This window comes from Mycobacterium kyogaense (assembly GCF_003254575.1).
GTDB classification, from domain to species: Bacteria; Actinomycetota; Actinomycetes; order Mycobacteriales; family Mycobacteriaceae; genus Mycobacterium; species Mycobacterium kyogaense.
Genome location: NZ_QJUA01000015.1, coordinates 22,538 through 48,600, shown reverse-complemented (window position 1 = coordinate 48,600; position 26,063 = coordinate 22,538). Strand labels below are relative to the sequence as shown.

Below are 26,063 nucleotides of genomic sequence, written 5' to 3'. Positions count from 1 at the left end.
CGGCACTCGGCGCATGTGGCTGTTCGGTCACCGGCTACCCCCTTGGACGCTGGGAGTGGACCGTACCGGAGTTACTGTGCGTGCATGCATTCCGACGCGGTGGCCGTGGTCCTGGCCGCAGGGAGCGGCTCCCGCGTCGGCGCCGACGGCAACAAGGCCTACCTGACGCTGGACGGCCGCAGCATGCTCGTGTGGTCGCTCGACACTGCGGTCCGGATACCGGAGGTGGCCCGTACCGTGCTGGTGTTCCGGCAAGGCGAGTCCGAGCTGGCGCGCAGCACCGTCGCCCGCGAACTGCCCGGCGCCGCTGTCGAGTTCGTCGAGGGCGGACCCACCCGGCACCAATCCGAGCGCAACGTCCTGCGCCATCTGTCCGGCGACATCGAATCCGGTGCGGTCGAGGTGATCCTGATCCACGACGCCGCCCGCCCGCTCGCCGATGCCGGGATGTTCACCACGGCGATCACCCTGGCACGCGACGTCGGTGGAGCACTGCCCGCACTTCCCGTCACCGGTCTGGCTCGGGTGAGCGGCGGCGATGCGCATCCGCTGACCGAGGACGTCGTGCGGGTTCAGACACCCCAGGCCTTCCGCGCCCGCGACGTGCTCCAGGCATACCGCCTCGCCGAGCGCGACGGCTTCGAGGGCACGGACACCTCGTCGTGCGTCGAGCGCTACACCGACATCCGCGTCCGAACCTTCCCGGGCAGCGCGGCGAACCTGAAGGTGACCTATCCCGGCGACGTCGCGGTGGCCCACCATCTGCTCACCGCGCAGAATCGCGCTGCCGGCTCGCCATGACCGCCGCGAGATAGTCGGCGTCCCGCGGCAGCTCCACGCCGAACGCATGCGGATCTCCCGCGACGAGTTGCAGACGCGCGTGGGCTGACAGCACGACGTCGAGATCGTCGAACCGGTCGGCCGCGGCGCCGCTCAGCGCGCGCCGCAGCACGTCGGCGGCGAACCCGCGCGGGTACTGCATCACCTCGAGCTCCGCGCGGTCCAGCGTCGCGACAACGGCTCCGTCGCCGTCGACGGCCTTGATGCTGTCGGTGACCGGCCGCGCCGGCGCCACCCACTGCGCGCCGTCCCGCAGGGCCGCCATCAGCCGCCCCACGACGTCGGGGTCGACCAGCGGCCACCCGACGTCGTGCACGAGAATCTCATCGGTGACGTGATCGTCGGCCAGTGCCGCCGCGACGCACCGCGCGGCATCCCCGGGCGCCTCCGCCGTCACCACCCTCGTCTGCGAAAAACCCTGCTGCACAAGGAGTTCGCGGACCGGATCGGCCAGCATCGGTGCGGCGGCGACGATGACGGACGCGACCTCGGCGAGCGCCCGCACGCCGCGGATCAGAGCGGACTCACCCGCCACGGGCGACAGCACGGTGTCGGCCCGGTCGGCCAGGTGAGCCGGCACGGGAAGAATCGCGGTCACGTCCACGCGGCCGAGGCTATACCGAAGAACACGAAAACGCTCCGCCGCCAGCACCCCCGGAGACAGGGTGGGGGGAAGCGCTTCACGACGAGGAGACCGCATGTGGGATTTCGCCACCGACCCCGACTACCAACAGGTGCTGGACTGGGCGGATGAATTCGTCCGAGACGAGGTCGAGCCGCTCGATCTGGTCTGGCCGCACCTGCAGTACACCCCGCTGACCCCGGCGCGCCGCACCGTCGTCGACGACCTCAAGCAGCGGGTGCGCGCGAAAGGCCTGTGGGCGACGCATCTGAGTCCGGACCTGGGCGGTCAGGGCTACGGGCAGCTGAAGCTGGCGCTGCTCAACGAGATCCTCGGCCGCTCGTCATGGGCGCCGGTCATCTTCGGCTGCCAGGCCCCCGACACCGGCAACGCGGAGATCCTCGCCCACTACGGCACACCCGACCAGAAGGAGCGCTACCTGCGTCCGCTGCTCGACGGAGAATTGTTCTCCAGCTACTCGATGACCGAACCCCAGGGCGGCGCCGATCCGACGCAGTTCACCACCCGTGCCGTCCGCGACGGGGACCACTGGGTGATCAACGGGTGGAAGTACTTCTCCTCCAACGCCAGCACCGCGTCGTTTCTGATCGTGATGGTGGTGACCAACCCGGATGTGAGCCCGTATCAAGGCATGTCGATGTTCCTGGTGCCGACCGACACTCCGGGGGTGGAGATCGTCCGCGACGTCGGCCTGCACGGCGAGCCGGAAGGGCAGGGCGGCCACGCACTCATCCACTATCACGATGTGCGCGTGCCGGATTCGGCTGTGCTCGGCGGCGAAGGGCAGGCCTTCGTGATCGCCCAGACCCGCCTGGGCGGGGGCCGCATCCACCACGCGATGCGCACGATCGGGCTGGCCCGCAAGGCGATCGACATGATGTGCGAGCGGGCACTGAGCCGCCGGACCGCGGGCAGCCTGCTCGCCGACAAACAGACCGTGCAGGCCTACATCGCCGACAGCTACGCCCAACTGCTGCAGTTCCGCCTACTGGTGCTCTACACCGCATGGCAGATCGACAAGTACAACGACTACAAGGTGGTACGCAAGGACATCGCCACGGTGAAGGTCGTGATGCCGACGGTGCTGCACGACATCGCGTGGCGCGCCATGCAGGTGCACGGCGCACTGGGTGTCAGCAACGAGATGCCGCTGATGTCCATGGTGACCGGCGCGGCGGTACTGGGGTTGGCCGACGGCCCGACCGAGGTGCACAAGACGACCGTGGCCAAGCAGATACTGCGGGGCTACTCCGCGAGCGACGACGTCTGGCCGTCAGAATGGCTGCCGCGCAAACGGGAAGCGGCGCGAGCACGCTTTGCCGACCATCTCGAACACGACATCGGGAATCTGTGAACCGTCACTGCACGAGTTCGACCACGGTGGCGTTGGCGGTGCCGCCGCCCTCGCACATCGTCTGTAGCCCGTAGCGAATACCGTTGTCGCGCATGTGATGGATCATCCGCGTCATCAGCACCGCACCCGATGCGCCCAGCGGGTGGCCGAGAGCGATGGCTCCCCCGAGCGGATTGAGCTTCGCCTCATCGGCGCCGGTGTCCGCCAACCACGCCAGCGGCACCGGTGCGAACGCCTCGTTGACCTCGAACACCCCGACGTCGGCCAACTCGAGACCGGCCTTGTGCAGGACCTTCTCCGTCGCAGGGATCGGGGCGGTCAGCATGAACGTCGGATCCGCCCCGGTGACGGCCCCTGCGCGATAGCGCGCCAGCGGAGTGACCCCCAGGTGCACTGCGTTCTCCGCCGTCGTCACCAGCAACGCGGCCGCGCCGTCGGAGATCTGCGAGGAGTTGCCGGCGTGGATCACCCCGTCGTCGGCGAATGCGGGCTTGAGCGCCGACAGCTTCTCGGCGGTGGTGCCACGCCGAATGCCCTCATCGACGGAGATCACGTCGTCATCGGTGAAGACCGGCATGATCTGGTCGATGAAGGCGCCGCTGTCCTGCGCGGCGGCGGCCAGGGCGTGCGAGCGCGCCGAGTACTCGTCGAGACGCGTGCGAGACAGGTTCCAGCGGCGGGCGATCATCTCTGCCGAGAGGCCCTGGTTGAACGAGAAGTCGTCGTATCGGGCAAGCACTTTGGGCCCGTAGGGCATGCCGGTGGCGCGCGCGGCGCCCAGCGGGACGCGGCTCATCACCTCGACTCCCCCGGCCACCACCACGTCCTGCTGGCCGGACATCACCGCGTGGACGGCGAAATCCAGTGCCTGCTGGCTGGATCCGCAGGCCCGGTTCACGGTGGTGCCGGGAATACGTTCCGGCCAGCCCGCGGCCAGCACCGCGAACCGCCCGATGTTGCTCGACTGGTCGCCCACCTGAGACACGCAACCCCACACGACGTCGTCGACGAGATCGACGTCCACACCGGTGCGCTCGAGGAGTTCGTTGAGCACGAGTGCCGAGAGGTCGGCGGCGTGCTGGTCGGACAGACCGCCGTTGCGCTTGCCGACGGGTGTGCGTACCGCCCCGACGATGACGGTCTCGCGCATGGCCTCGAACCTACACCCCGGCCTCGTCCCACCGGCGTTAGTTCGGGCCGGGAAACGGGAATGCTCGCGCATGCCCAGCGCTGACCCTGCGCCCGCCGCACACGTTCCCGTCGCCAAGGCTGTGCGCGGGGCCGCGATCGGCAACGCCGTCGAGTGGTTCGACTTCGCGATCTACGGCTTCCTCGCGACCTACATCGCCGAGAAGTTCTTCCCGCCCGGCGATGAGACCGCCGCGCTGCTCAACACGTTCGCGGTCTTCGCCGCGGCGTTCTTCATGCGGCCGCTCGGCGGGTTCTTCTTCGGCCCTCTGGGCGATCGGATCGGCCGCCAGCGCGTGCTGGCGGTGGTCATCCTGGTCATGTCGGCGTCCACGTTCGCGATCGGGTTGGTGCCGAGCTACCAGACCATCGGCGTGTTCGCCCCGATCCTGCTGCTGCTCCTGCGCTGTCTGCAGGGCTTCTCCGCGGGTGGTGAATACGGCAGTGGGGCATGCTTTCTCGCCGAGTACGCCAGCGACCGGCATCGCGGCTTCGTGGTGTCCTTCCTCGTCTGGTCCGTCGTCGTCGGCTTCCTACTCGGCTCGGTGACGGTGACCGCACTGGAAGCCCTGCTCTCGGAAGCCGCGATGGACGCCTACGGCTGGCGGATACCGTTCCTGATCGCCGGGCTGCTCGGCGCCGTCGGCCTCTACATCCGGACCCGGCTGGGCGACACCCCGGAATTCACCGCGCTGCGCGAGGAGGGTGAGGTGTCGTCGTCACCGCTGAAGGAGGCGTTCACCCACGCGTGGCGGCCGATTCTGCAGATCATCGGCCTGGTCGTCATCCACAACGTCGGCTTCTACGTCGTGTTCACGTTCCTACCCAGCTATTTCACCAAGACGCTGGAATTCAGCAAGACCGACTCGTTCGTGTCCATCACGGTGGCCAGCCTCGTGGCGATCGCGCTGATCCCTCTCCTGGGCGCGCTGTCGGACCGGGTCGGGCGCAAACCGCTGCTGATCGCCGGGTCGATCCTGTTCGCCGTGTTCACCTACCCGCTGTTCCTGCTGCTGACCAGCGGTTCACTGGCCGCGGCCATCATTGCACACGCCGCACTGGCGGCCATCGAGGCCGTATTCGCCTCCACCGCGCTGGCAGCCGGCGCCGAACTGTTCGCCACCCGGGTGCGGTCCAGCGGCTACTCGATCGGCTACAACATCTCGGTGGCGATCTTCGGTGGCACCGCACCCTATGTGGCGACCTGGCTGGTGGCGCGCACCGGCAACGACATCGCCCCGGCCTACTACGTGATCGGAGCGGCGGTGGTCACCTTGCTGACGGTGCTGACCATGGCCGAGACCGCTCGCCGTCCGCTGCAGAAGGTGGCCGTCACGCCGGCTCGTACCGCAGCATCGTGACCTCGTGCTCGGGGTAGTGGCAGAACACCGGCCGCACGCGCATGCCGATCGTGATGTCCGTCGGCTCGACATTGACCAACTCGGTCGAAAACCGGGGTCCCTCATCCCATTCCACGATGGCCAGCAGCTGGGGCACCGCGTCGGCGAAGTGCGGACCGACGGGCCGGCGCGCAACCGTGAAGGTGTACAGCGTGCCCATCCCGGAGATCTCGCGCCATTCCAGATCGTCGGCGAGCGTGCGCGGGGCACGCACTCGCGGATAGAACACATACGACTGAGACGACGGCGAGTACTGGATCATCACCCGGTGTTCGGCCAACGCGTCCCAGAAGGGTGCGGTGGTCGGCGTCTTCACCGGCATCGGTCGCTCGAACGTCATCTCGCCTAATCTCCTTCCAGGACAAGGGTCGTCTGCTCCGACAGGATGCCGCCGTTGCCCGAGACGAAGGCGCGGTCACACCCGGGCACCTGCGCCGCCCCGGCGCGGCCCATGATCTGACGCGCCGCATCGCATACGTGGTGCATCCCGCCGGCGTTGCCCGCCTGACCGAAACCGAGCTGTCCGCCTGCGGTGTTGAGCGGAAAATCACCGCGGAAGGTCAAGTCATGGTCGGTGACGAACTGCATGCCGGCACCCTTCTCGCAGAAGCCGGCGTCCTCGAGGCTGAGCAGCACGGTGATCGTGTAGCAGTCGTAGATCGACACCATGTCCATCTGCGCGCGGGTCAGACCCGACATCGTGAACGCCGTCTCAGCGGCGCGGATGATCGGCGTGTGCAGCAGATCCTCGGCGTAGGTGGGCGTCTTGAAGGGCACCTGCTCGCCGAAGCCCTTGACCCACACCGGTCTGCGCGCCGCGCGCGCGGCGACGTCGGCATTGGCCACCACGACGGCGGCACCACCGAGGCAGGGCATCACGATCTCGAGCATGTGCAGCGGATCGGCGATCACCGGGCTGGCCAGCACGTCGTCGATGGTCAGCGGCGTGTCCTTCCAGATCGCGCCGTCGGTGTGGTTGGCATTCACGCGCTGGTCGACGACGATCTTCGCCAGCGCACGTTCGTCGTAGCCGTACACCGACGCGTAACGCTGGGCCACCTGGCCGTAAGGACCGTTCTGCCCGAGATTGCCGTACGGGATCTCGAATTCCGCCTGCGGCGAGCCGTATTGATTGCTCGACGCGCCGAAGAACACTGCGTCGGTCAGCGGTCGCGGGCGCCGCTGCGACATCGGAGTCAGATAACGCGCCGGGATTGCGCAGACCACGACGTCACAGATGCCGAGCTCGATCGCGGCCGCGGCGCGCCACACCATCGCCGCGGCGCTCGCACCGCCGAGGTCGACCAGCTCGGCGAAGTTGGCTTGCACACCGAGGTATTCGGCAACCGTGGACGGGACGAAGATCTCCGACTCGGCGAGATGGGTGGTGACGATGCCGTCGACGTCGTCACCGGACAGTCCGGCGTCGGCCAGGGCCGCGCCGGCGAGCTCCGCCCACTGCTCGATCATGAACGGAGCCGGCGTCGCCCCCTTCATCCGTTCCGGCGGCAGCTCGACGTATCCGACGATGGCGGCCTCGCCACGCAAACCCATGTGCACTCCTGTCGATCAGGGACGAGGGAGCCCGAGAATGAACTGGGCGATGATGTTGAGCTGGATCTCCTTGGTACCGCCGCCGATCAGTTCGGCCGGCAGCTGGAAGTACTGCTCGATCAGCGATGCGCCGTGGATTCCGTCATCCTCCAGAAGTCCCGCAGGAGAGGACAGTTCGAGGGTCGCTGCGAACGTGCGACGCAGCATCACGTTCATCGCCACCTTGGCCACGCTGGACGCCGCACCGGGCGCCTGTCCGTCGAGCAGACGCAGCACCTCGCGCACCGCCAACACCTTGATCGCCGTCGCGAGCGCGTCCGCATCGCCGAGGGCGGCGAGTACCTGAACGTGGTCAGGCCCGCCGCGGCCGGCGAGCGCACGCAGGATCACGGCACGGTCCTCTTTGATGTAGGCGCTGATGGCCACCCTCTCCTGGGCCATGGTCGCGATGGCCAGCCGCCAGCCGTCCGTCGGACCGCCGAGCAGCAGTTCGTCGGGCACGAACACGTCGGTGAGGAAGACCTCGTTGAAATGCGCCTCACCGGTGGCCTGCCGGATGGGCTGCAGATCGATGCCATCGGAACGCATGTCGACGACGAAATAGCCGATGCCGCGATGCTTGGCCGCGTCGGGATCGGTGCGGGCCAACAGCGCGCCGTAATCGGCGGTGTGCGCCGAGGACGTCCAGATCTTGTGCCCGGTGATGCGCCAGCCCCCGTCGACCTTGACGGCGCGTGTGGTGAGCGCAGCCAGATCCGAGCCCGCGCCCGGTTCGCTGAACAGTTGGCACCAGCCCAGTTCGCCGCGCACCGTGGGTGGGATCAACTGCTGCGCCACGTGTTCGGGCGCCGCACTGATCAGCGAGGGCAGAATCCACTCCGCGATGCCCAGCGAGGGGCGGACCAGCTGGGGTCGCCTGGCGAATTCTTCGTCGATGATCAACTGCTGGCGGGTCGTGGCATCGACGCCCCACGGCCGGGGCCAGTGCGGAGCGATCAATCCCGCCTCGGCGAGCAGGGTCCGCTGCGGTCCGGTCGCGAGATTCGGATAGTCGCCCTGGCGGCCGGGCTGATCGTTGTGCAGCGTGGCGGCCTCGTCGAGCACGCCGGCGACGAACGTCCGGAAGTCGGGTTCTGTGTCGCCGAGTTTGACTGATACGTCCCGGCTTTCGAGGCGCGTGAGGTCGCCGAGCTGATAGGCGTGGCGGCTGATCGGCCCGATGGAGGCGGCCAGGCTGGTGGCCTTGCGCCAGTACAGGTGGAGATCGTGCTCCCAGGTGTAGCCGATCGCGCCGAACATCGTCAGTGCGTCCAGCACGAAACCCGGCGCGGGGCCGATCGACATCAGCGCCGCCGTCGCGGCGGCGATCCTGTTCTGCGTCAGCGACTCCGATGCCGAGCGAGCGGCGTCCCACGCGGCCGCGGTGGCGAGTTCGCTGTGCACCAGGAGCATTGCCGCCTGATGCTGCAGCGCCTGGAAGGCGCCGATCGGCTTGCCGAACTGCTCGCGGGTGCGTAGATGCTCGGTCACTGCTGCCACACACCACCGGATGACGCCGGACGCGGCCGCCGCGGTCAACGCGAGCGCCAGGCACTGCGCGCGGGTGTCGTCGATGCCGGTGAGCCGGTGCTGCGCCGGGCAGGCGTAGTCATCGAACCGGAGCACGCCGACGTCGACGGTCTTGTCGGTGCCGTCGAGCGGGGACGCCTCCACACCCGGGGCCGTGGGATCGACGATCAGCCACAGTGTCCGGCCCGCGGAGCGCGCGGTGACGATGACGACCTGCGCGGAACAGAGCCCCGGGACGGCCGACGTCGAGCCGTTCAGCGTCCAGCCGTGCTCCGTCGCGGTGGCACGCAGTACGTCGCGGTCGGCGACGACGGCGCCCGGTGTTCCCTGGGCGAGTCTGCCCAGGAGGTCTCGCGCGGCGGGTTCGTCGTCGGCGAGCATGGCGACGGCGCCGGCGATCACCGTCGGCAGCACCGGACCAGGCAGCATCGCGGTGGCGACGGCCTCCAGCACACAGGCGACGTCGAGCAGCGAGCCACCACCCCCGCCCACATCCTCGGGTAGATGCACGGCATGAAACCCGTTGGCAGTGAAGTCGTCCCACCAGTCGGGCAGCCTGCCTGCGCTGAGCGAGTCGAAGGCGGCGCGAGTCTTGTCGATCGGTGCGCGCCGCGCCGCGAAGTCCGAGACCGAAGCGGCGAGCTGCGTCTGCTCGGGGGTGAGACCGATCGACGGTGCAACTGCCATGGCGCTCACCCCTCTACGTTGTGAAATTCTTACGAGACGCAACGTCTCGTCTTGTGGCACACTACGGGGACGACCGCGGCGTGTAAAGACGACGGGAAGGTCGGACGGGAGGCACAGCCATGGCTGCGACGGTCGACGCGCCACGACGACGCAACGAGAAGTCGCGTCAGGCGATCGTCACAGCGACCCGAGAACTCCTGCTGCTCCGCGGCTTCGACAAACTGACCATCGAGGCGGTGGCGGCCCGCGCCGGAGTCGGAAAGCAGACGATCTACCGCTGGTGGCCGAGCCGGCACGCCCTGGCCGCCGACGTCATCCTCGCCGACGCCGATCGCATACTGCGTCCGGTCCCCGCGACCGCCGACGTCGAGGCCGATCTCTGCGTCTGGGCGGTCGAACTCGCGGCGGCGCTGACCACGGCCCGCGGTAACGCGATGCTGAGGTTCCTGACCATCGCCGGCATCGAACACCCGGAGACCGGGCAGCGGCTGCGGGCGGGCTTCTCCACTCCGCTGCGCGACGCTGTCCGCGCGAGGCTCCGCAGCCACGGCTACGGCGAGGCGGTCGCCGCCGATGCGACCGACGCCATCGTGGGCGGCATCGTCCAGGCCGTGCTGACCGAAGGTCGGGAGTTCCCCACCGACCGCGCCGCATCGATCACCCGCACGGTGCTCGCCGGTCTGACCGCGCGGTAACCGAACGCCGACGGGCGCCAGCGACGATGATGTACCCATGACCAGGGCCTGCGGCAGAGCGCTTCTGCACTCGGTGGCTCAGGCGACCGGAAAGGTCCCGACATGACATCACCGCGTCCGGACATCGTCATCGTCATGACCGACGAGGAGCGAGCGGCGCCACCCTACGAGCCCGCCGCGCTGACCGCCTGGCGCCGCGAGAAGCTGCCCGGCCGGGCCTGGTTCGACGACCACGGCGTGCAGTTCGTCCGCCACTACACGGGCTCGTTGGCGTGCGTGCCGAGCCGGCCGACGATCTTCACCGGGCAGTATCCCGATCTGCACGGTGTCACCCAGACCGACGGAATGGGCAAGGCGTACAACGACTCCCGGCTTCGGTGGCTCCGACCCGGCGAAGTTCCCACACTCGGCAACTGGTTTCGCGCGGCCGGTTATGACACCCACTATGACGGCAAGTGGCACATCTCCCACGCTGATCTCGTCGACCCCGACACGGGCCGGCCCCTGGCCACCAACGACTCCCACGGCGTGGTCGACCCGAGCGCCGTCGCGAGATATCTCGACGCCGATCCTCTAGGGCCGTATGGCTTCTCCGGCTGGGTGGGCCCGGAACCCCACGGCGCCAAACTGTCCGACGCCGGCATCCGCCGCGACCCGTTGATCGCCGATCGCGTGGTCACCTGGCTGGAGGACCGCTACGCACGGCGGCGGCGCGGCGAAACAGCTGCGCTTCGCCCTTTTCTCCTCGTCGCGAGCTTCGTCAACCCTCACGACATCGTGCTGTTCCCGGCGTGGTCACGGCGGAGTCCGCTACGCGCGTCGCACCTCGATCCCCCACCGGTGCCACCTGCACCCTCTGCCGACGAGGACCTGTCCACGAAACCCGCCGCTCAGATCGCTTTTCGCGACGCGTACTACTCGGGCTACGGTCCCAGCAGAATGATCGAGCGCACCTACCAACGTGATGCGCAGAACTATCGGGATCTCTACTACCGTCTGCACGCCGAAGTCGACGATCCGATCGACCGGGTACGCCGCGCTGTCACCGAGGGCGGCTCCGACGACGCGGTGCTGGTGCGCACCGCTGACCACGGCGATCTACTGGGCGCTCACGGCGGGCTGCACCAGAAGTGGTTCAACCTGTACGACGAGGCCACTCGGGTTCCGTTCGTCATCGCCCGCGTCGGACGCCGTTCGTCGACGGCTCGCACCGTGAGCGCGCCGACCTCCCACGTCGACCTGGTGCCCACTCTGCTCTCGGCTGCCGGCGTCGACATCCCGGCCACCGCCCGCACTCTCGCCGAGACGTTCACCGAGGTGCACCCGCTCCCCGGCCGGGACCTGATGCCTGTCGTCGACGGTGCTGACGCCGACACCACCCGGGCGGTGTACCTGATGACGCGTGACAACGTCCTGGAAGGTGACACAGGAGCATCCGGTGTCGCCCGCATGCTGAGGTTGACATCCGCGGTGCCTCGACCGCTGCGTATCCGCGTCCCGGCCCACACCGCAGCCAATTTCGAAGGCCTGGTGCTGCGCGTGGACGAAGACACCGCGCCGAACGGTGCGGCGCACCTGTGGAAACTGGTCCGGTCCTTCGACGATCCAGCGACGTGGACAGAGCCAGGGGTGCGCCAGCTGGCCGCGACCGGAATCGGCGGGCCGATGTACCGGTCGGACCCGCTCGACGACCAGTGGGAGCTCTACGATCTGGACGCCGATCCCACAGAGGTGCGCAACCGGTGGGCCGATGACGACATGCACGAGCTGCGTGCCTACCTCCGGACTCAGCTCAAAACCGTTCGCGCCGAAGCAGTCCCGGAGAGAAATCAACCGTGGCCGTACGCTAGGCGCCGGTCGCCGCGACGTCGGCGTCCGGGTCGTCTACTCCCCAGGCGCTGAACCGTCCGGCCGCTCCGATCGCGACACGAACAGGCCGTCGCGCAGCAGCGTGTCGACCGCCCGCTGCCAGCGTTCGAGTTGCGCCGGCTCCGTCAGCGGCGCAGGAAGATGCCGATCCACGTGTGATCGGAGGCTGATCGCGCCGAGGGCCAGCACGATGGCGTTGATCGCGGCCCAGGTGACGTCGACGTCCGCGCGTACCTCGCCGCGGTCGATGCGCTGCTGCCACCGCGCCACACCCACGCCGATCAGCGCGTCGAAGAGCCGAGTCCCCACCGCGCTGCCGTCCACCAGGGCGCGGCTCAGATAGGCGGCGACTTCGGGATACTCGGCGAATATCGCGGTGACGCGGCCGCCGATCTCGGCCACCGAGTCGACGGGTGGCTCCGGCAGCGGACGTGCCATCGACGACACCACGAGCTCGAGAACGAACTCGTCGACCGCCGCGATCAATCCGGCCTTGGTCGCGAAGTGATGCTGCACCAGACCCAGCGACACCCCAGCGGCGGCGGCCACGCCGCGCATGGTCGTCGCGCCGGTGCCGCTGCGGGCGAAACTCTGCAGCGCGGCCTGCCGAATTCGCTCGATGTTGCGGGGTTCCTCAGATCTCCCGCCGCGCACGTCAGAGGCCACGTTGGTAACCGTAGACAACTCCACCCACGAGCGGGCATCACCATACAAATGTATCGTCATTGCGATACAGGCGTATCGTCGTCGCCGACGGGGAATACGCACAGGGCAAAGAATGCCCAGAGCCGAGGAAGGGGTGTGGCCATGAATCCGGTATCGATCACGGAGTTGCCGTGGACCGCGCCGTGCACGCGCGATCCCGATCGGTGGACTACCGCCACCGATGAAGGCGCCAAGGAGTTGTGCCGGTCCTGCCCACGTAGATGGCAGTGTGCGCGTGAGGCGTGCGTGACGCCCGGAGCCGTCGGACTGTGGGCGGGCATCGTGCTTCCCGAAGGAGGGCGCAACAGACAGTTCGCTCTCAAGCAGCTGCGTTCGCTCGCCGAGCGGAACGGGCACCCCGTCCGCAAACGCTGACGCTGACGCTGACGCTGACGCTGACGCCAGATTCAGCGCGAAGGTTCGCTGGGATCCAGGGCGGTCGACTCGACGGGCTCGACGTCTGTTGCGGTCGTGGTGACGAACTCGTCGATCAGGTCGATGACGGCGTCGGGCTGCTCGACGTGTGGGAAATGCCCGACACCGGGAAGCACCTCGAGCCGGCACGCCGGCCGGAGTTCAGCCAGCGCCCGGCCGTGTTCGACCGGGATGATGCGGTCGTCATCGCCCCAGATCACTAGTGTTGGCAGCTCCGATGTCAGGTACAGCCGGTTCAGCGCGCTGACCGCCTGCCCGCGATAGTCCACCACCGACCTCAGCGTGCGCAGGAACGCCTGCCGGGTCTGCGATTCCGACAGCGACGCATAGGCGCTCCACATCTCGGCACCTCGCGGCGACTGGATGCTGTGCGACGACAACCAACCGCGAACAGCGTTGCCGACCCGCACCACAGGCGGGGGTGCGATGACCGGCAGCAGGAACTCTGCGCCCGGCGCGGACAGCAGCCGCAGTGTCCATCCGACGTCCTGGCCGAGGCCGCCGCTGCTGATGAGGATCAGTCGTCGGCAGTACTCCCGATGCTGGTAGGCGAACTGCATCGCGACGCCGCCACCGAGAGACTGACCGACCACCGTCACATTGGGAACGGCGAGTTCGTCGAGCAGATCACGCAGACCCACCGCGAAGGCGCCCAGCGAGTAGTCGCTGCGCGGCTTCGCCGACTGCCCGTGCCCCAGGAGGTCGGGGGCGATCACGCGATACCGCTTGGCCAGCCGCGGAATCACCGACCGCCAGGTGTCGGAACTGCCCGCCATCCCGTGGATGAGGAGCAGCACCTCATCGCCGCTGCCCTCGTCTCGGTAGGCGAGCCGATCGCCGTGCAGATCCAGGAACTTCACGTCGCTCATGCTCAGAAAGTTCCCTCGTTCTCGGGCATCATGCGACTGATCGTCGCAAAACACACTCCAGACGTACAGGCGTGACCATGGTCACGCGGACTTTGGTTTTCCCTCGTTGACGAGCGGGTAACTTTCCGGCCACACGCTGCGATGTCGGCAGCCAGAGGAGGAAGCCATGGGCGAGAAGTCCGAAATCGTCAGCGCAGACGACCCGTTCAACGAGGCCGTGGCGACCACCGGCCTGTTCCTGATGATCTCGGCGATCATCGCCCTCGCGTTCGCGCTGGGCAGCTGGAGTCTGTCGGAGACGTTGTTCGCCCTACTCTCCGGAGCCGTCGCGCTACTGAGCTTCGCGGCGAGCATGTTCTGCTTCACCTCCCAGGCCCGCGAACAGGCGCCGGTCGAAGCTTCTGCCTGATTCCCCACAGCCAGCGCCTGGTGTGCGCCTAGCGCTGAGGTTGGGGCGATTCGACGCTCTGGACGCACACCAGCACGAGATTTGGTGCGCGAGGGGGGACTTGAACCCCCACGTCCGAAGACACTGGAACCTAAATCCAGCGCGTCTGCCATTCCGCCACTCGCGCGTGAGCCTGACGATCGTAACGCGGTACCGTTGAGCAGTGTCCACTACGCGGCGTAGGAGGCCGGCGCTCATCCTGCTGACGATCGCCGCTGCCTCGGGCTGCCTCGCCTTGGCGTGGTGGCAGTGGACACGCTTCGAATCGACCTCCGGCGACTTCCAGAATCTGGGGTACGCGCTGCAGTGGCCTGCGTTCGCCGGCTTCTGCGTCTACGCCTACTACAAGTTCGTCCGCTACGAGGATGCGCCGCCCGCCCCGCAGAGCACGGAGACGCCCACCGAGATCCCGGCGGGCCTCCTCCCCGAGCGACCGAAGGCAGCGCCGATCGAAGCCGATGTGACGCTGCGCGAATACAACGCTTACCTCGCAGAACTCGCCAGAAGCAATGGCGATGACAAGACGACAGGAACCGGTACGTGACCGCACCCGAATCTCCCTCGCCGATCGCCTCCGTCGACACCGTCCGCAAAGCACTCACCGGATACCGGGTCATGGCCTGGGCCACGGGTGTCTGGCTGATCGCGCTCTGCTACGAGATGGTGATGAAGTACGGCTTCGGTGACGACTCGCTCGGCTGGATCGCCGTCGTGCACGGCTGGGTGTACTTCGTCTATCTGCTCTTCACGGCCAATTTGGCGGTGAAGGTCCGCTGGCCGATCGCCAAGACCGTCGGCATTCTTCTCGCCGGCACGATCCCGCTGGTCGGCATCATCGTCGAGCACTTCCAGACGCAGAAGATCAAGGCTCAATTCGGTCTGAGCTGACCCCTCAGACCAGCTCGCGCAGCGACGGCAGCAGCGCGGTCAACGCCCGGCCCCGGTGCGACGCCGCGTCCTTTTCCTGCGGCGTCAGCTCCGCTGCCGTGCGCTCCGATCCGGCCGGCAGGAACACCGGGTCGTACCCGAAGCCCCCGGCGCCGCGCGGCTCGCGCACGACGGCGCCCCGCCACTCGCCGCGCACCACGACGGCGTCGCCCTCGCCGGGGCCGTGGACCAGCGCACAGGCGGACACGAACGCCGCTCCGCGGCGCTCGTCGGGGACGTCGGCCATCTGAGCGAGTAGCAGCGCGGTGTTGGCGGCGTCGTCGCCGTGCCGGCCCGCCCACCGCGCACTCAGCACGCCCGGCATGGCGTTGAGCGCATCCACTTCGATGCCCGAATCGTCGGCAACCGACGGCAGGCCCGTCGCTGCGTATGCGTCGCGCGCCTTTGCCAGCGCGTTCTCTTCGAACGTCGCTCCGGTCTCGGGCGCCTCATCGAACGCAGGGACGTCGGCCAGCGACAGCAGCGACAGACCCGCCACCCCGGCAGCATCGAGCACCCGCTGGAGTTCGGTCAGCTTCTTGAGGTTGCGGGTGGCAACCAGGAGCCGGGTCAGCTTCCGAACGCCTTCTTCGCGGGCTCGCCCGATTCGGGCAGCGTCCCCGGATACGGCAACTCCAACGCTTCGCGCTGCACCACGAACAGCTGGTCGCATGCGGCCATGGCCGCGTCGAGCATCTTGTCCAGAGTCGAACGCGGGAATGTGGCGCCCTCTCCCGTGCCCTGGATCTCGACCAGCGTGCCGGTGTCGGTCGCGACGACGTTCATGTCCACCTCGGCGCGCGAATCCTCGGTGTAGGGCAGATCCACTCGGATGCGCCCGTCGACGACGCCGACGCTGACCGCGGCGATCGCACACGACAGCGGCCGCGGGTCCTTGAGCTTCCCGGTGGCGGCCAGGTACGTCACCGCATCCGCCAGGGCGACGTACGCGCCGGTGATGGCCGCAGTGCGGGTGCCACCGTCAGCCTGCAGCACGTCGCAGTCGATCGCGATCGTGTTCTCCCCCAGCGCGGCCAGGTCGATGCAGGCGCGCAGTGAACGCCCGACCAGACGGCTGATCTCCTGGGTGCGACCCCCCACGCGGCCCTTCACCGACTCCCGGTCGGAACGGTCGTGGGTGGCGGCGGGCAGCATCGCGTACTCCGCGGTCAGCCAGCCCTGGCCCGAGCCCTTGCGCCACCGAGGCACGCCTTCGGTGACGCTCGCCGTGCACATCACCCGTGTCTGCCCGAACTCGACCAGCACCGATCCCGCCGGATGCGTGGTGAAGCCGCGGGTCAGGGTGACCGGGCGAAGCTCGTCGTCGAGCCGGCCGTCTTCTCGTCTGGACACGGGCCAACCCTAGCTGGTCACCATGACAGCACCGAGATCGACGTAATGGCGGCCGCCTCTCGCACAAACCCGCCCACGCGTCGGTGTGGGCGAATGAGGGAAGGTCAGCCGCGCGTGATGTCGAAGGCTTCGTTGGCGACGACCGCATGGACCGGGCCGTCGAATTCGGCCTTCGCCTCGCTGATGACGTCCTCGCGCGACGTCCACGGCGGGATGTGGGTCAGCAGCAGTTCCCCGACCCCGGCGTTGGCCGCGGCGCGACCCGCTTCGGTACCCGACAGGTGTAACCGCGGGGGACGGCTCGGATCATGCGTCCACGACGCCTCGCACAGGAAGACGTCGGCGCCGCGCGCCAAGTCGATGAGCGCGTCGCAGTAGCCGGTGTCCCCGCTGTACACCAGCGTCGCGCCGGACGGGTCCGTGATGCGCATGCCGTAGGACTCCGTGGGATGACACACGAGGCGCGGCACGATCGTCAGAGACCCGATCTCGACGGCCTGGTTGTCCACGAAATGCCGGATGTCGAAGATGTCGCTGAAGTCGTCGATCTCCCCTCCTTCAGGCGACGACGCTGCGCCCAGCCGCGCCCAGGTGTTGGCGGGCCCGTACACGACGCCGCGCTCGGTGGCCGGGCTCGGGTGATAACGACGCCACACGAACAACCCGGGCAGATCCAGGCAGTGGTCGGCATGCAGATGCGAGAGCAGGACGTGCACCGAATTCGGGTCGGCGTGGCGCTGGAGAGCGCCGAGGACTCCCCCGCCGAAGTCGAGAACCAGCGGCGGTGTGTCGGGCGCGGTCACCAGATAACCGGACGCGGGCGAGTCGGGACCGACCACACTGCCGGAACACCCCAGTACGGTGACTCGCACGCCCACTAGCTTGCCATGCCCGCCAGCGCCATGCGGAAAACATCGCCGCTTTCTCGATACTTTGGGAGACCCAGATCATGTCCTGGTCGCAGCGTGACCCTGAACATGGCGCACCCCGTCCAGGGTCGGCCCCAGGAAACGCGCCGCCAGCCGTGTGAACGCCTCCGGATCGCCCGTCGCCTCGAACAACCGCGTCGGCGCGGGCGCGCTAACACCAGGGTGCGGCCGCAGCAGGTCGCGCTCGGTCAGCACCCGCAACAGGTCCTTTGCTGTCTCCTCGGCACTCGACACCAGTGTCACGTCCTGGCCCATCGCCAACTGGATCAGGCCCGACAGCATCGGATAGTGCGTGCACCCCAATACCAGCGTGTCGACCTGCGCCTGCTGCAGCGGTTCGAGGTACCCCTCGGCCAGGCCGAGAACCTGCCGGCCGCTCGTCACGCCGCGCTCCACGAAGTCCACGAAGCGCGGGCACGCCACCGAGAACACCTCGAGGTCACGCGCCGCGGCGAAGGCGTCCTGGTAGGCGCCCGACGCGATGGTCGCAGCCGTACCGATGACCCCGATCCGGCCGGTGCGCGTGGTGCTGACCGCACGCCGCACGGCAGGAAGGATCACCTCGACGACGGGGATCGGCGCGTAGCGCTCGCGCGCATCGCGCAGGCAGGCCGACGACGCGGTGTTGCATGCGATCACCAACGCCTTGATGCCCCGCTCGGCGAGATCGTCGCCGATCGCCAGCGCGTGCTCCCGGATCTGCGGCACCGTGAGCGGACCGTAGGGCCCGTTGGCCGTATCGCCGACGTAGACGATGTGCTCGTCGGGCAACTGGTCGATGATCGCCCGGGCCACCGTCAGACCCCCGACACCGGAATCGAAGATCCCGATCGGCAATCCGGCGCTCATCGGGTGAGGTACGGCGGGGCAGGAGCGCCCTTGCCGACGGCGCGTGTACGCCGCTCCGGGCCGGACAGCAGGTAGGCCGCGAGAACCCCGGCCAGCGCACCGCAGAGGTGGCCCTGCCACGACACGCCGAGGGTGCCCGGCAAGACGCCGAGCAGCACGCTGCCGTAGAGGAAGAGCACGACGACGCCGACGACGATCTGCCACACCTTGCGGGTGAAGAAGCCGAAGACGATCAGGAAGGTGAGCCAGCCGAAGATGAGGCCGGACGCCCCGATGTGGTTGGTCTCGCAGCGCACACCGATGTAGGGGCACTGGGCGCCGACATTGCCGATCAGCCAGGTGCCCAGACCGCCGACCAGCCAGATGATCGCGGTGGCGAACACGAAGCGGGACAGCCCGGCCAACGTCACCAGGAATCCGAGCACCAACGCCGGAACGGTGTTGGCCATCAAGTGTTCCCAGTTCGAATGCAGCAGCGGGGCGAACAGGATGCCCGCCAGCCCGTCGGTTTCCAACGGCCGAATACCGTTGCTGTCCAACCGATGCCCACTGACGGCGTCGAAAGCCTCGATGACCCAGAGCAATACGACGAACGACACGATGGTGATCCCGCCGACGAGCCAGCCGGGGCGATTGCGCCCCGCGGTCGGGGCGGGGCCTCCGCCGGTGCCCGTCATGCCCATAGTTGCCCTTCCAGCGCATCCTCTGCGTCGTCCAGGCTACCGGCGTAGGCGCCGGTCGACAGATACTTCCACCCGGCGTCGCAGACGGTGAACGCGATGTCGGCGCGCTCCCCCGCCTTGACGGCCTTGGCCGCCATGCCCAGCGCCGCGTGCAGGATCGCACCGGTGGAGATACCCGCGAAGATGCCCTCCACCTGGATCAGCTCGCGGGTGCGGCGCACCGCGTCGAAGGATCCGACCGCGAATCGGGTGGTCAACACCTCGGGGTCGTAGAGCTCGGGGATGAAGCCCTCGTCGATGTTGCGCAGTGCGTACACACCTTCCCCGTAGCGGGGTTCGGCCGCGACGATCTGCACGCCGGGGACGTTTTCGCGCAAGAACCGACCGGTGCCCATCAGGGTGCCGGTGGTGCCCAGTCCCGCGACGAAATGGGTGATCTCGGGCAGGTCGGCCAGCAGTTCCGGGCCGGTGCCCTCGTAGTGCGCGATGGCATTGGCCGGGTTGCCGTACTGGTAGAGCATGACCCACGAAGGGTTTTGTGCAGCAAGCTCTTTGGCGTGTGCCACCGCCGTATTGGAGCCGCCCTCGGCCGGGGAGTAGATGATGCGAGCGCCGTAGAGCTCGAGCAGCTGGCGACGCTCGATGGAGGTGTTCTCTGGCATCACGCAGATCATGTTGTAGCCCTTGAGGAGGGCAGCCATGGCCAGCGAGATACCGGTGTTGCCACTGGTCGGCTCGAGGATCGTCGCGCCGGGGTGGAGACGTCCGGCGCGTTCGGCCTCTTCGATCATGCGCAGCGCAGGCCGGTCCTTGATGGAGCCCGTCGGGTTACGGTCTTCGAGCTTGGCCCACAGCCGGACGTGCGGATCGCCATCCCAGGACGGCGAGAGCCGCGGCAGACCGACCAGCGGCGTACCGCCGAGCGCTTGGAGAAGGGAGTCGTACCTCATCAGCCTCCTGCCACGGCCGGCAGGATCGTCACCGAATCCCCGTCGGAGATCTCGGTGTTCAAGCCGCCCGAGAATCGCACGTCCTCGTCGTTGACGTAGATGTTGACGAAGCGGTGCAGCTTGCCGTTATCGACGAGGCGCTCGGTGATACCCGAGTAGTTGGCTTCCAGATCGTCGATCACCGCCTGCAGGGTCGCGCCTGAGGCGGACACCCGCTTCTCGCCGCCGGTGTGGGTGCGCAGGATCGTGGGGATGGACACGGTCACGGACATGGCAGGGCTCCTCGGTTCTGGGTTGTCTGGCGTCAGTACTGCTCGACGATGGTGACGGGCTCTTCGGTGACCACGCCGTCCACAATGCGATAGCTGCGCAGCTCGTGCTCGTCGGGGTCTCGCGTCGACACGAGCACGTAGTGGGCGTCGGGCTCGGATGCATACGAGATGTCGGTGCGGCTCGGGTAGGCCTCGGTGGCGGTGTGCGAGTGATAGATCACCACAGGCGCCTCGTCGGCGTCGTCCATGGCCCGCCACACCTTGAGCTGCTCACCGGAGTCGAACCGGTAGAAGGTCGGCGACCGCTCGGCGTTGACCATCGCGATGAACCGCTCCGGGCGATCGGACCCCTCGGGTCCGGCGATCACCCCGCACGCCTCGTCGGGGTGGTCGGCGCGCGCGTGATCGACCATCGCCGCCACGAGGTCAGCACGAATCGTCAGCACCCGCTCTCCTTCATTCGAACGCTCCGGGCAACAGCCCACGGTAGGTGGGTATTCCGGCGATCCCGTCGGCGGCCAGGACTCCGGCAAGCACCGCGCTGGCCAGCACGTCGGCGGCGGCGGCGCCGATCGCCGTCATCAGGGGCACCTCCGGCGACATCGACGCCGGGATCGTGGGGTCGGGTTCGATCTCCACGGCGCCGGTGGCCAGCGCGAACACCGTGTCACCGTCCATCGGCGTGTGACACGGGCGGATCGTGCGGGCGAGCCCGTCCTGCGCGGCGACCGCGACGCGGCGGCAGGCCGCCTTGCTCAATGCGGCGTCGGTGGCCACGACGGCGATCGTGGTGTTGAGCGGACTGAGTTCGCCGTGCCGGTCGACATAGGCCGCGATCTGGTCGGCCGGCGGTGCCACCAGACCGAATTCCTCGATGTGGCGGGCCTGCCAGGGCAGTCCGGTGTCGGGGTCGACGACGTCGCCGGCGGAGTTCACGACGACCAGCGCACCGACGGTGACGCCGATGTCGAGGGTCACCGACGCCGTCCCGACTCCGCCCTTGAGCACCCCCGCGCGGGCGCCGACGCCCGCGCCGACGGTTCCGATGGCAGTGTCGAAGGCCGCGCCCGCGGCCGCGCGATAGCCGTACTCCGCAGTCGGCCGGCACTGCCAGCCGCCCACGGGCAGATCGAAGATCACCGCGGCGGGCACGATCGGCACCACCCCGCCTCCGCCGGCACCGTCACCGGTCAAGGCCACGCCACGCTGCTGCTCCTCCAGCCACGTCATCACGCCGTCCGCGGCGGCCAACCCGAAGGCGCTGCCGCCGGTCAGGACCACCGCGTCGACGTGCCGCACCGAATTACTGGGGTCCAGCAGGTCGGTTTCGCGGGTGCCCGGCGCGCCACCGCGACCGTCGACCGCGCCGGTCGTGCCCGGCGGCGTCAGCACGACCGTGGTTCCGGTCGCCCACCCCGAGCCCAGTGCGGCGTCGGGGTCGATCGTGTGGTGGTGCCCGACGCGGATGCCCGCCACATCGGTGATCGCGCCCGCCATCAGCGTCCCCCACCCATCAGGCTGACCACCAGGGAGTCCTGCAGCACGGTCAGCCACTGGTACACGTCGAGATGGCCGGCCATGGGATGGTCGCCGGGGAGTCTGTCGGGCCCTTCCGGCCCGATCTCGAGCATCGTGCCCAGCGCCAGGCGCACGTCATTGACCGCCGCCACCCATGCCTGCGCGTCGTCCTCGGTCAGCTCGAACTTTCCGCCGCCGGGAGGCATCGTCGCCAGCAGGCGGTCCGCCGCAGCACGCTTGGCGTCGATGATCTCGGGCTCGTGCAGACTGCGCAGCGCGCTGTTGAGGCTCTCGGCCGGACCCGAACCCGCGGGGTGGTCGGTCGCCGGCTTGTAGAAATCCGGCAGTAGCCGTTTCATCGTATCGTCTTGCGGCGCAGTCGAATTGCCGGTCCTGATGCCCGTGATCTCGGCGAGTTCGTCGACCGGTGCCGACGAGGCCCGGTCGTCGAGCATGCCGAGGAGCGACGTCACCAGGCTGGACAACAGGTCGGCCTCATGTGCGGCCAGCGCCGACCTGAACCGCGGGCCGTCACTGCCGTCGACCCTCTTCCACTTACGCACAGCCGGGTCAGCGGTCCTGTTGCAGTGTCGCCCACAACCCGGCGGCGTGGAGCTTGGACACGTCGACCTCCATGGATTCCCGCGAGCCGGCCGAGACCACGGCCTTGCCCTCGTTGTGCACCTGCAGCATCAGCTTGGTGGCGTGCGGCTCGCTGTAGCCGAACAGCTTCTGGAGCACGTAGGTCACGTACGTCATCAGGTTCACCGGGTCGTCCCACACGATCGTGACCCACGGGGTGTCCGCCGCGGTGTCGGTACTCACCTCACGTTCTACGCGGGTATCCGGTCGTGCCTTCGCCGGCGTCACCATGGGTGCCAGAATACCGGGGTCGCCCCCGGGGTCCGAACCGATACGGTTGGGCGGTGACCTCGTCGCCGGAGAACCCGTCTGCGTACCCCTCACCGGCCCTGCTGACCGACAAGTACGAGCTGACCATGCTCGCGGCCGCGCTACAGGACGGCACCGCCCACCGCCGCACCTCGTTCGAGGTGTTCGCGCGCCGGTTGCCCGACGGCCGGCGCTACGGCATCACCGGCGGGACGGGACGGTTTCTGAATGCGTTGCGGCAGTTCAGCTTCGGCGATTCAGAGCTCGCCGCGCTCGAGAAGTTCTGCGATGCCGACACGCTCGCCTACCTGGCCGACTACCGCTTCAGCGGCGACATCGACGGCTATCCCGAGGGCGAGCTGTACTTCCCGGGCTCCCCCGTGCTGTCCGTGCACGGCACCTTCGCCGAGTGTGTGCTGCTCGAGACACTGGTGTTGTCGATCTTCAACCACGACACCGCGATCGCCTCGGCGGCGGCCCGCATGGTCAGCGCCGCGCAGGGTCGTCCGCTCATCGAGATGGGATCACGTCGCACACACGAGTCCGCCGCGGTCGCCGCGTCGCGCGCCGCCTATCTCGCCGGGTTCACCGGATCGTCGAATCTGGAGGCCGAGCGCACTCACGGCGTGCCCGCGCTCGGCACCAGCGCCCACGCGTTCACCCTGCTGCACAGCAGCGCCGGCCAGTCCGCCTCTGACGGGGAGAAGGCGGCGTTTCGAGCGCAGGTCGAGGCGCTCGGTGTCGGGACGACGCTGCTGGTGGACACCTACGACATCACCACCGGCGTCGCGAACGCGATCGAGGCGGCGGGCCCGGAGCTGGGAGCGGTGCGCATCGACTCCGGCGATCTCGGGGTGCTCGCCCGCCAGGTGCGGGCCCAGCTCGACGGACTGGGCGCCACCGGCACCAAGATCGTGGTCTCCGGCGACCTCGACGAGTTCGCGATCGCCGCGCTGCGGGCCGAACCGGTCGACATCTACGGCGTGGGCACCTCGGTGGTGACGGGATCGGGTGCCCCGACGGCGAGCATGGTCTACAAGCTGGTCGAGGTCGACGGCCTGCCGGTGGCCAAGCGCAGCAGCCGCAAGGAGTCCCACGGCGGCCGCAAACACGCCGTGCGGCTGGCCAAGGAGTCGGGCACGATCGTCGAGGAGATCGTGTATCCCCGCGATGACGAGCCGGGTGACATACCGTCCGATCTCGTGGCGCGGCCGGTGACGACGGAGCTCGTGCGCGACGGACGCGTGATCGCCGATCTGTCGCTCGCCTCCGGCCGCGAACGCGTGCAGCAGGGATTGCTGAGCCTGCCCTGGGACGGGCTGAAACTGTCCAAGGGCGAACCCGCGGTCCCGACCCGGATGATCTCCCCGCGCGGGAGGTAGGGCGGTGGGCACCCGGCCCGGCGAGGTCGCCGAGCTTCTCGCTGCAGCCGTCTCCGCCCTCGGCGGCGCGCATCGCGACGGCCAGGTCGCGATGGCCGAAGCGGTGGCGCAGAGCTTCAACAGCGGTGAGCATCTGGCCGTGCAGGCCGGCACGGGCACCGGCAAGTCGCTGGCCTATCTGGTGCCCGCGATCGCCCACGCGCTGGCTGACGAGCGGCCCGTCGTGGTGTCCACCGCGACGATCGCGCTGCAACGCCAACTCGTGGACCGCGACATGCCCCGGCTGGCCGATTCGCTGGCCCCGCACCTCCCCCGACGCCCGGAGTTCGCGCTGCTCAAGGGTCGCGGAAACTACCTGTGCCTGAACAAGATCCACAACGGAGCAGCAGAGGCCGGTGATGATCAGCCGCAGGATCAGCTGTTCAATCCCGTCGCGTCCAGCGCGTTGGGCCGCGACGTCGCCCGCCTGACCGCATGGTCTGACACGACGCAGACGGGCGACCGCGACGACGTCGTACCCGGTGTGCCGGACCGCGCCTGGTCGCAGGTCAGCGTGTCCGCGCGCGAGTGCATCGGGGTGTCGCGCTGCCCCTTCGGCAGCGACTGCTTCGCCGAGCGGGCCCGCGACCGCGCCGCCGACGCCGACGTCGTGGTCACCAATCACGCGCTGCTGGCGATCGACGCGATCGGCGATGCCAACGTGCTGCCCGAACACGACCTGCTGGTGGTCGACGAAGCCCACGAACTGGTGGACAGGGTGACCGGCGTGGCCACGGCCGAACTGTCGGCGACAGCCCTCGGGGTGGCTCAGCGGCGGGCCGCCCGGGTGGTCGACGCCGAGCTCGCCGAGCGTTTCGAGGCCGCCTGCGCGACGTTGACCTCCGCTCTGTTCGACGCGCGTGCCGGCCGCATCGACGTCCTCGACGAGGAGCTCGGGAGTTACCTGAGCGTGCTGCGCGACAGCGCGAGCCGCGCCCGCACCGCAGTCGAGACCGCGCCGAACGATCCCAAGACCACCACCGCGCGCGCCGAGGCCGCGACCGCGCTCGGCGACGTCGCTGACACGGCCTCCCGGATCCTCGCCTCGTTCGTGCCCGCGATCCCCGACCGCACCGACGTCGTCTGGGTCGAACACATCGAGGACGCGCGCTCCGGCAATCGCACATTGCTTCGGGTCGCGCCGCTGTCGGTCGCCGGGTTGCTGCGGGCCCGCCTGTTCGGACCCACCACCGCGGTGCTCACGTCGGCGACATTGACCGTGGGCGGAGATTTCGACGCGATGGCCGCGGCCTGGGGGTTGACCGGTTCGACCGAGGCCGAGATCGGCTGGCGCGGGATCGATGTCGGCTCGCCGTTCGATCACGCCCGGTCGGCGATCCTCTACGTCGCTGCGCACCTGCCGCCGCCGGGCCGCGACGGCGTCGGCGCGGCCGAGCAGCTCGACGAGATCGCCGGTCTGATCGAGGCGGCGGACGGACGCACGCTGGGACTGTTCTCCTCGATGCGCGCCGCGCGGGCGACCGCCGAGATCATGCGCGGCCGGCTCACCACCCCGGTGCTGTGTCAGGGCGAGGACAGCACTGCCGCGCTGGTCGCGCGCTTCGCCGCCGACGAGCAGACCTCACTGTTCGGCACCCTCTCGCTGTGGCAGGGCGTCGACGTTCCCGGTCCGTCGCTGTCGCTGGTGCTGATCGACCGGATACCGTTCCCCCGCCCCGACGATCCGCTGCTGACGGCGCGTCAGCGCGCCGTGGCCGCGCGGGGCGGCAACGGCTTCATGGCTGTCGCCGCCAGCCATGCCGCGCTGTTGCTGGCCCAGGGCGCGGGCAGGCTGCTGCGCCGCGTCGACGACCGCGGGGTGGTCGCGGTACTCGACTCCCGGATGGCGACCGCACGCTACAGCGGCTACCTCCGATCGTCGCTGCCGCCGTTCTGGGCGACCACCGACGGTGATGCGGTGCGCGCCGCGCTGCGGCGGCTGCACGAGGCGGGCTGACCCGAGGTTCGGCGACTGCCCGGCGGCGGACGCGCCCGGTCGTTATTGTCGACCTCG

General features: G+C 68.8%; 29 protein-coding genes and 1 tRNA gene. 11 read left to right on the top strand and 19 right to left on the bottom strand.

The genetic code is table 11. From position 1 onward, the window contains the following. Positions 1-84 precede the first annotated feature (84 nt). A complete protein-coding gene (locus DMB80_RS12810) occupies positions 85-801 on the top strand; it encodes an IspD/TarI family cytidylyltransferase (protein WP_111510201.1) in 717 nt (238 codons plus the stop codon). Here the strand turns inward: DMB80_RS12810 and DMB80_RS12805 are convergent. Then, on the bottom strand, positions 767-1,444 hold the full coding sequence (locus DMB80_RS12805) for an IspD/TarI family cytidylyltransferase (protein ID WP_111510200.1): 678 nt from the start codon (positions 1,442-1,444) through the stop codon (positions 767-769). The genes DMB80_RS12810 and DMB80_RS12805 overlap by 35 nt on opposite strands. A 94-nt stretch (positions 1,445-1,538) precedes the next feature. Between DMB80_RS12805 and DMB80_RS12800 the strand changes: the two genes are divergently transcribed. After that, positions 1,539-2,837, top strand: a complete 1,299-nt coding sequence (locus DMB80_RS12800) for an acyl-CoA dehydrogenase family protein (protein WP_111510199.1) — start codon at positions 1,539-1,541, stop codon at positions 2,835-2,837. Between the two features lie 4 nt (positions 2,838-2,841). On the opposite strand, the gene DMB80_RS12795 is transcribed toward DMB80_RS12800, so the two are convergent. Next, a complete protein-coding gene (locus tag DMB80_RS12795; RefSeq protein WP_111510198.1) occupies positions 2,842-3,987 on the bottom strand; it encodes a thiolase family protein in 1,146 nt (381 codons plus the stop codon). Between the two features lie 70 nt (positions 3,988-4,057). Here DMB80_RS12795 and DMB80_RS12790 point away from each other — a divergent pair, with 70 nt between their 5' ends. Continuing rightward, positions 4,058-5,386 carry an MFS transporter gene (locus DMB80_RS12790; protein WP_111510197.1) on the top strand — a complete coding sequence of 443 codons (1,329 nt, stop codon included), beginning with the start codon at positions 4,058-4,060 and terminating at the stop codon, positions 5,384-5,386. On the opposite strand, the gene DMB80_RS12785 is transcribed toward DMB80_RS12790, so the two are convergent. Genes DMB80_RS12785 through DMB80_RS12775 form a run of 3 tightly spaced genes read right to left on the bottom strand, consistent with a single transcriptional unit; the run spans position 5,358 to position 9,235 of the window. Then, positions 5,358-5,765 (bottom strand): Zn-ribbon domain-containing OB-fold protein, encoded by a 408-nt coding sequence (locus DMB80_RS12785; protein ID WP_111510196.1) that lies wholly within the window; start codon positions 5,763-5,765, stop codon positions 5,358-5,360. The genes DMB80_RS12790 and DMB80_RS12785 overlap by 29 nt on opposite strands. Before the next feature lie 5 nt (positions 5,766-5,770). Then, positions 5,771-6,979, bottom strand: coding sequence for a thiolase family protein (locus tag DMB80_RS12780; protein WP_111510195.1), 1,209 nt, complete (start codon positions 6,977-6,979; stop codon positions 5,771-5,773). 15 nt (positions 6,980-6,994) lie between these two features. Beyond that, on the bottom strand, positions 6,995-9,235 hold the full coding sequence (locus DMB80_RS12775; RefSeq protein ID WP_111510194.1) for an acyl-CoA dehydrogenase family protein: 2,241 nt from the start codon (positions 9,233-9,235) through the stop codon (positions 6,995-6,997). A gap of 119 nt (positions 9,236-9,354) precedes the next feature. On the opposite strand from DMB80_RS12775, the gene DMB80_RS12770 reads away from it, so the two are divergent. Further along, positions 9,355-9,930, top strand: coding sequence for a TetR/AcrR family transcriptional regulator (locus DMB80_RS12770; RefSeq protein ID WP_111510193.1), 576 nt, complete (start codon positions 9,355-9,357; stop codon positions 9,928-9,930). A 102-nt stretch (positions 9,931-10,032) separates the two neighbouring features. Continuing rightward, positions 10,033-11,832 carry a sulfatase-like hydrolase/transferase gene (locus DMB80_RS12765; protein WP_111510192.1) on the top strand — a complete coding sequence of 600 codons (1,800 nt, stop codon included), beginning with the start codon at positions 10,033-10,035 and terminating at the stop codon, positions 11,830-11,832. On the opposite strand, the gene DMB80_RS12760 is transcribed toward DMB80_RS12765, so the two are convergent. Beyond that, positions 11,815-12,465, bottom strand: a complete 651-nt coding sequence (locus tag DMB80_RS12760; RefSeq protein ID WP_240431162.1) for a TetR/AcrR family transcriptional regulator — start codon at positions 12,463-12,465, stop codon at positions 11,815-11,817. The two genes, DMB80_RS12765 and DMB80_RS12760, sit on opposite strands and share 18 nt — an antisense overlap. A 141-nt stretch (positions 12,466-12,606) precedes the next feature. Between DMB80_RS12760 and DMB80_RS12755 the strand changes: the two genes are divergently transcribed. Further along, on the top strand, positions 12,607-12,879 hold the full coding sequence (locus tag DMB80_RS12755) for a WhiB family transcriptional regulator (protein WP_046364602.1): 273 nt from the start codon (positions 12,607-12,609) through the stop codon (positions 12,877-12,879). A gap of 32 nt (positions 12,880-12,911) precedes the next feature. Here the strand turns inward: DMB80_RS12755 and DMB80_RS12750 are convergent, their stop codons facing one another. Next, positions 12,912-13,808 (bottom strand): alpha/beta fold hydrolase, encoded by an 897-nt coding sequence (locus tag DMB80_RS12750; RefSeq protein ID WP_111510190.1) that lies wholly within the window; start codon positions 13,806-13,808, stop codon positions 12,912-12,914. A gap of 166 nt (positions 13,809-13,974) precedes the next feature. Between DMB80_RS12750 and DMB80_RS12745 the strand changes: the two genes are divergently transcribed. Then, positions 13,975-14,217, top strand: a complete 243-nt coding sequence (locus tag DMB80_RS12745; protein WP_111510189.1) for a hypothetical protein — start codon at positions 13,975-13,977, stop codon at positions 14,215-14,217. 82 nt (positions 14,218-14,299) lie between these two features. Here DMB80_RS12745 and DMB80_RS12740 read toward each other — a convergent pair. Beyond that, a tRNA-Leu gene (locus tag DMB80_RS12740) sits at positions 14,300-14,383 on the bottom strand. 36 nt (positions 14,384-14,419) lie between these two features. Between DMB80_RS12740 and DMB80_RS12735 the strand changes: the two genes are divergently transcribed. Next, positions 14,420-14,800 (top strand): hypothetical protein, encoded by a 381-nt coding sequence (locus DMB80_RS12735; protein WP_111510188.1) that lies wholly within the window; start codon positions 14,420-14,422, stop codon positions 14,798-14,800. Next, positions 14,797-15,144 carry a DUF3817 domain-containing protein gene (locus tag DMB80_RS12730; RefSeq protein WP_111510187.1) on the top strand — a complete coding sequence of 116 codons (348 nt, stop codon included), beginning with the start codon at positions 14,797-14,799 and terminating at the stop codon, positions 15,142-15,144. The genes DMB80_RS12735 and DMB80_RS12730 overlap by 4 nt, the downstream gene beginning before the upstream one ends. Positions 15,145-15,148: 4 nt before the next feature. Here the strand turns inward: DMB80_RS12730 and rdgB are convergent, their stop codons facing one another. From rdgB to clpS, 11 genes are all read right to left on the bottom strand, one after another. Next, entirely contained in the window at positions 15,149-15,757 is a 609-nt protein-coding gene (rdgB, locus tag DMB80_RS12725) for an RdgB/HAM1 family non-canonical purine NTP pyrophosphatase (protein WP_111510237.1), read from the bottom strand. Beyond that, the gene (gene rph / locus DMB80_RS12720; protein ID WP_046364607.1) at positions 15,754-16,536 is read right to left on the bottom strand and encodes a ribonuclease PH; all 783 of its coding nucleotides are present in this window, start codon (positions 16,534-16,536) and stop codon (positions 15,754-15,756) included. The genes rdgB and rph overlap by 4 nt, the downstream gene beginning before the upstream one ends. A 104-nt stretch (positions 16,537-16,640) precedes the next feature. Continuing rightward, a complete protein-coding gene (locus tag DMB80_RS12715; RefSeq protein ID WP_111510186.1) occupies positions 16,641-17,414 on the bottom strand; it encodes a cyclic nucleotide-degrading phosphodiesterase in 774 nt (257 codons plus the stop codon). Positions 17,415-17,483: 69 nt separating this feature from the next. Continuing rightward, the gene (gene murI / locus DMB80_RS12710; RefSeq protein ID WP_111510185.1) at positions 17,484-18,314 is read right to left on the bottom strand and encodes a glutamate racemase; all 831 of its coding nucleotides are present in this window, start codon (positions 18,312-18,314) and stop codon (positions 17,484-17,486) included. Next, the gene (locus DMB80_RS12705) at positions 18,311-18,997 is read right to left on the bottom strand and encodes a rhomboid family intramembrane serine protease (protein WP_205538651.1); all 687 of its coding nucleotides are present in this window, start codon (positions 18,995-18,997) and stop codon (positions 18,311-18,313) included. Before DMB80_RS12705 ends, murI begins: the two co-directional genes overlap by 4 nt. Beyond that, positions 18,988-19,950, bottom strand: coding sequence for a PLP-dependent cysteine synthase family protein (locus DMB80_RS12700; RefSeq protein WP_111510184.1), 963 nt, complete (start codon positions 19,948-19,950; stop codon positions 18,988-18,990). The genes DMB80_RS12705 and DMB80_RS12700 overlap by 10 nt, the downstream gene beginning before the upstream one ends. Further along, positions 19,947-20,219, bottom strand: coding sequence for a MoaD/ThiS family protein (locus DMB80_RS12695; protein WP_111510183.1), 273 nt, complete (start codon positions 20,217-20,219; stop codon positions 19,947-19,949). The genes DMB80_RS12700 and DMB80_RS12695 overlap by 4 nt, the downstream gene beginning before the upstream one ends. Before the next feature lie 32 nt (positions 20,220-20,251). Further along, the gene (locus DMB80_RS12690; protein WP_046364613.1) at positions 20,252-20,665 is read right to left on the bottom strand and encodes a M67 family metallopeptidase; all 414 of its coding nucleotides are present in this window, start codon (positions 20,663-20,665) and stop codon (positions 20,252-20,254) included. 10 nt (positions 20,666-20,675) lie between these two features. Continuing rightward, the gene (locus tag DMB80_RS12685) at positions 20,676-21,716 is read right to left on the bottom strand and encodes a P1 family peptidase (protein ID WP_111510182.1); all 1,041 of its coding nucleotides are present in this window, start codon (positions 21,714-21,716) and stop codon (positions 20,676-20,678) included. Beyond that, positions 21,716-22,300: an oxidative stress transcriptional regulator AosR gene (gene aosR / locus DMB80_RS12680; protein WP_046361411.1), complete on the bottom strand. Its 585-nt coding sequence runs from the start codon at positions 22,298-22,300 to the stop codon at positions 21,716-21,718. Before aosR ends, DMB80_RS12685 begins: the two co-directional genes overlap by 1 nt. A 7-nt stretch (positions 22,301-22,307) precedes the next feature. Next, on the bottom strand, positions 22,308-22,610 hold the full coding sequence (gene clpS, locus DMB80_RS12675) for an ATP-dependent Clp protease adapter ClpS (protein WP_046361410.1): 303 nt from the start codon (positions 22,608-22,610) through the stop codon (positions 22,308-22,310). A 53-nt stretch (positions 22,611-22,663) separates the two neighbouring features. Between clpS and DMB80_RS12670 the strand changes: the two genes are divergently transcribed. Together DMB80_RS12670 and DMB80_RS12665 are read left to right on the top strand one after the other, a co-directional pair. Continuing rightward, positions 22,664-24,010 (top strand): nicotinate phosphoribosyltransferase, encoded by a 1,347-nt coding sequence (locus DMB80_RS12670; protein ID WP_276131539.1) that lies wholly within the window; start codon positions 22,664-22,666, stop codon positions 24,008-24,010. 4 nt (positions 24,011-24,014) lie between these two features. After that, positions 24,015-26,006, top strand: coding sequence for an ATP-dependent DNA helicase (locus DMB80_RS12665; RefSeq protein ID WP_111510180.1), 1,992 nt, complete (start codon positions 24,015-24,017; stop codon positions 26,004-26,006). The last annotated feature ends 57 nt before the right edge of the window (positions 26,007-26,063 follow it).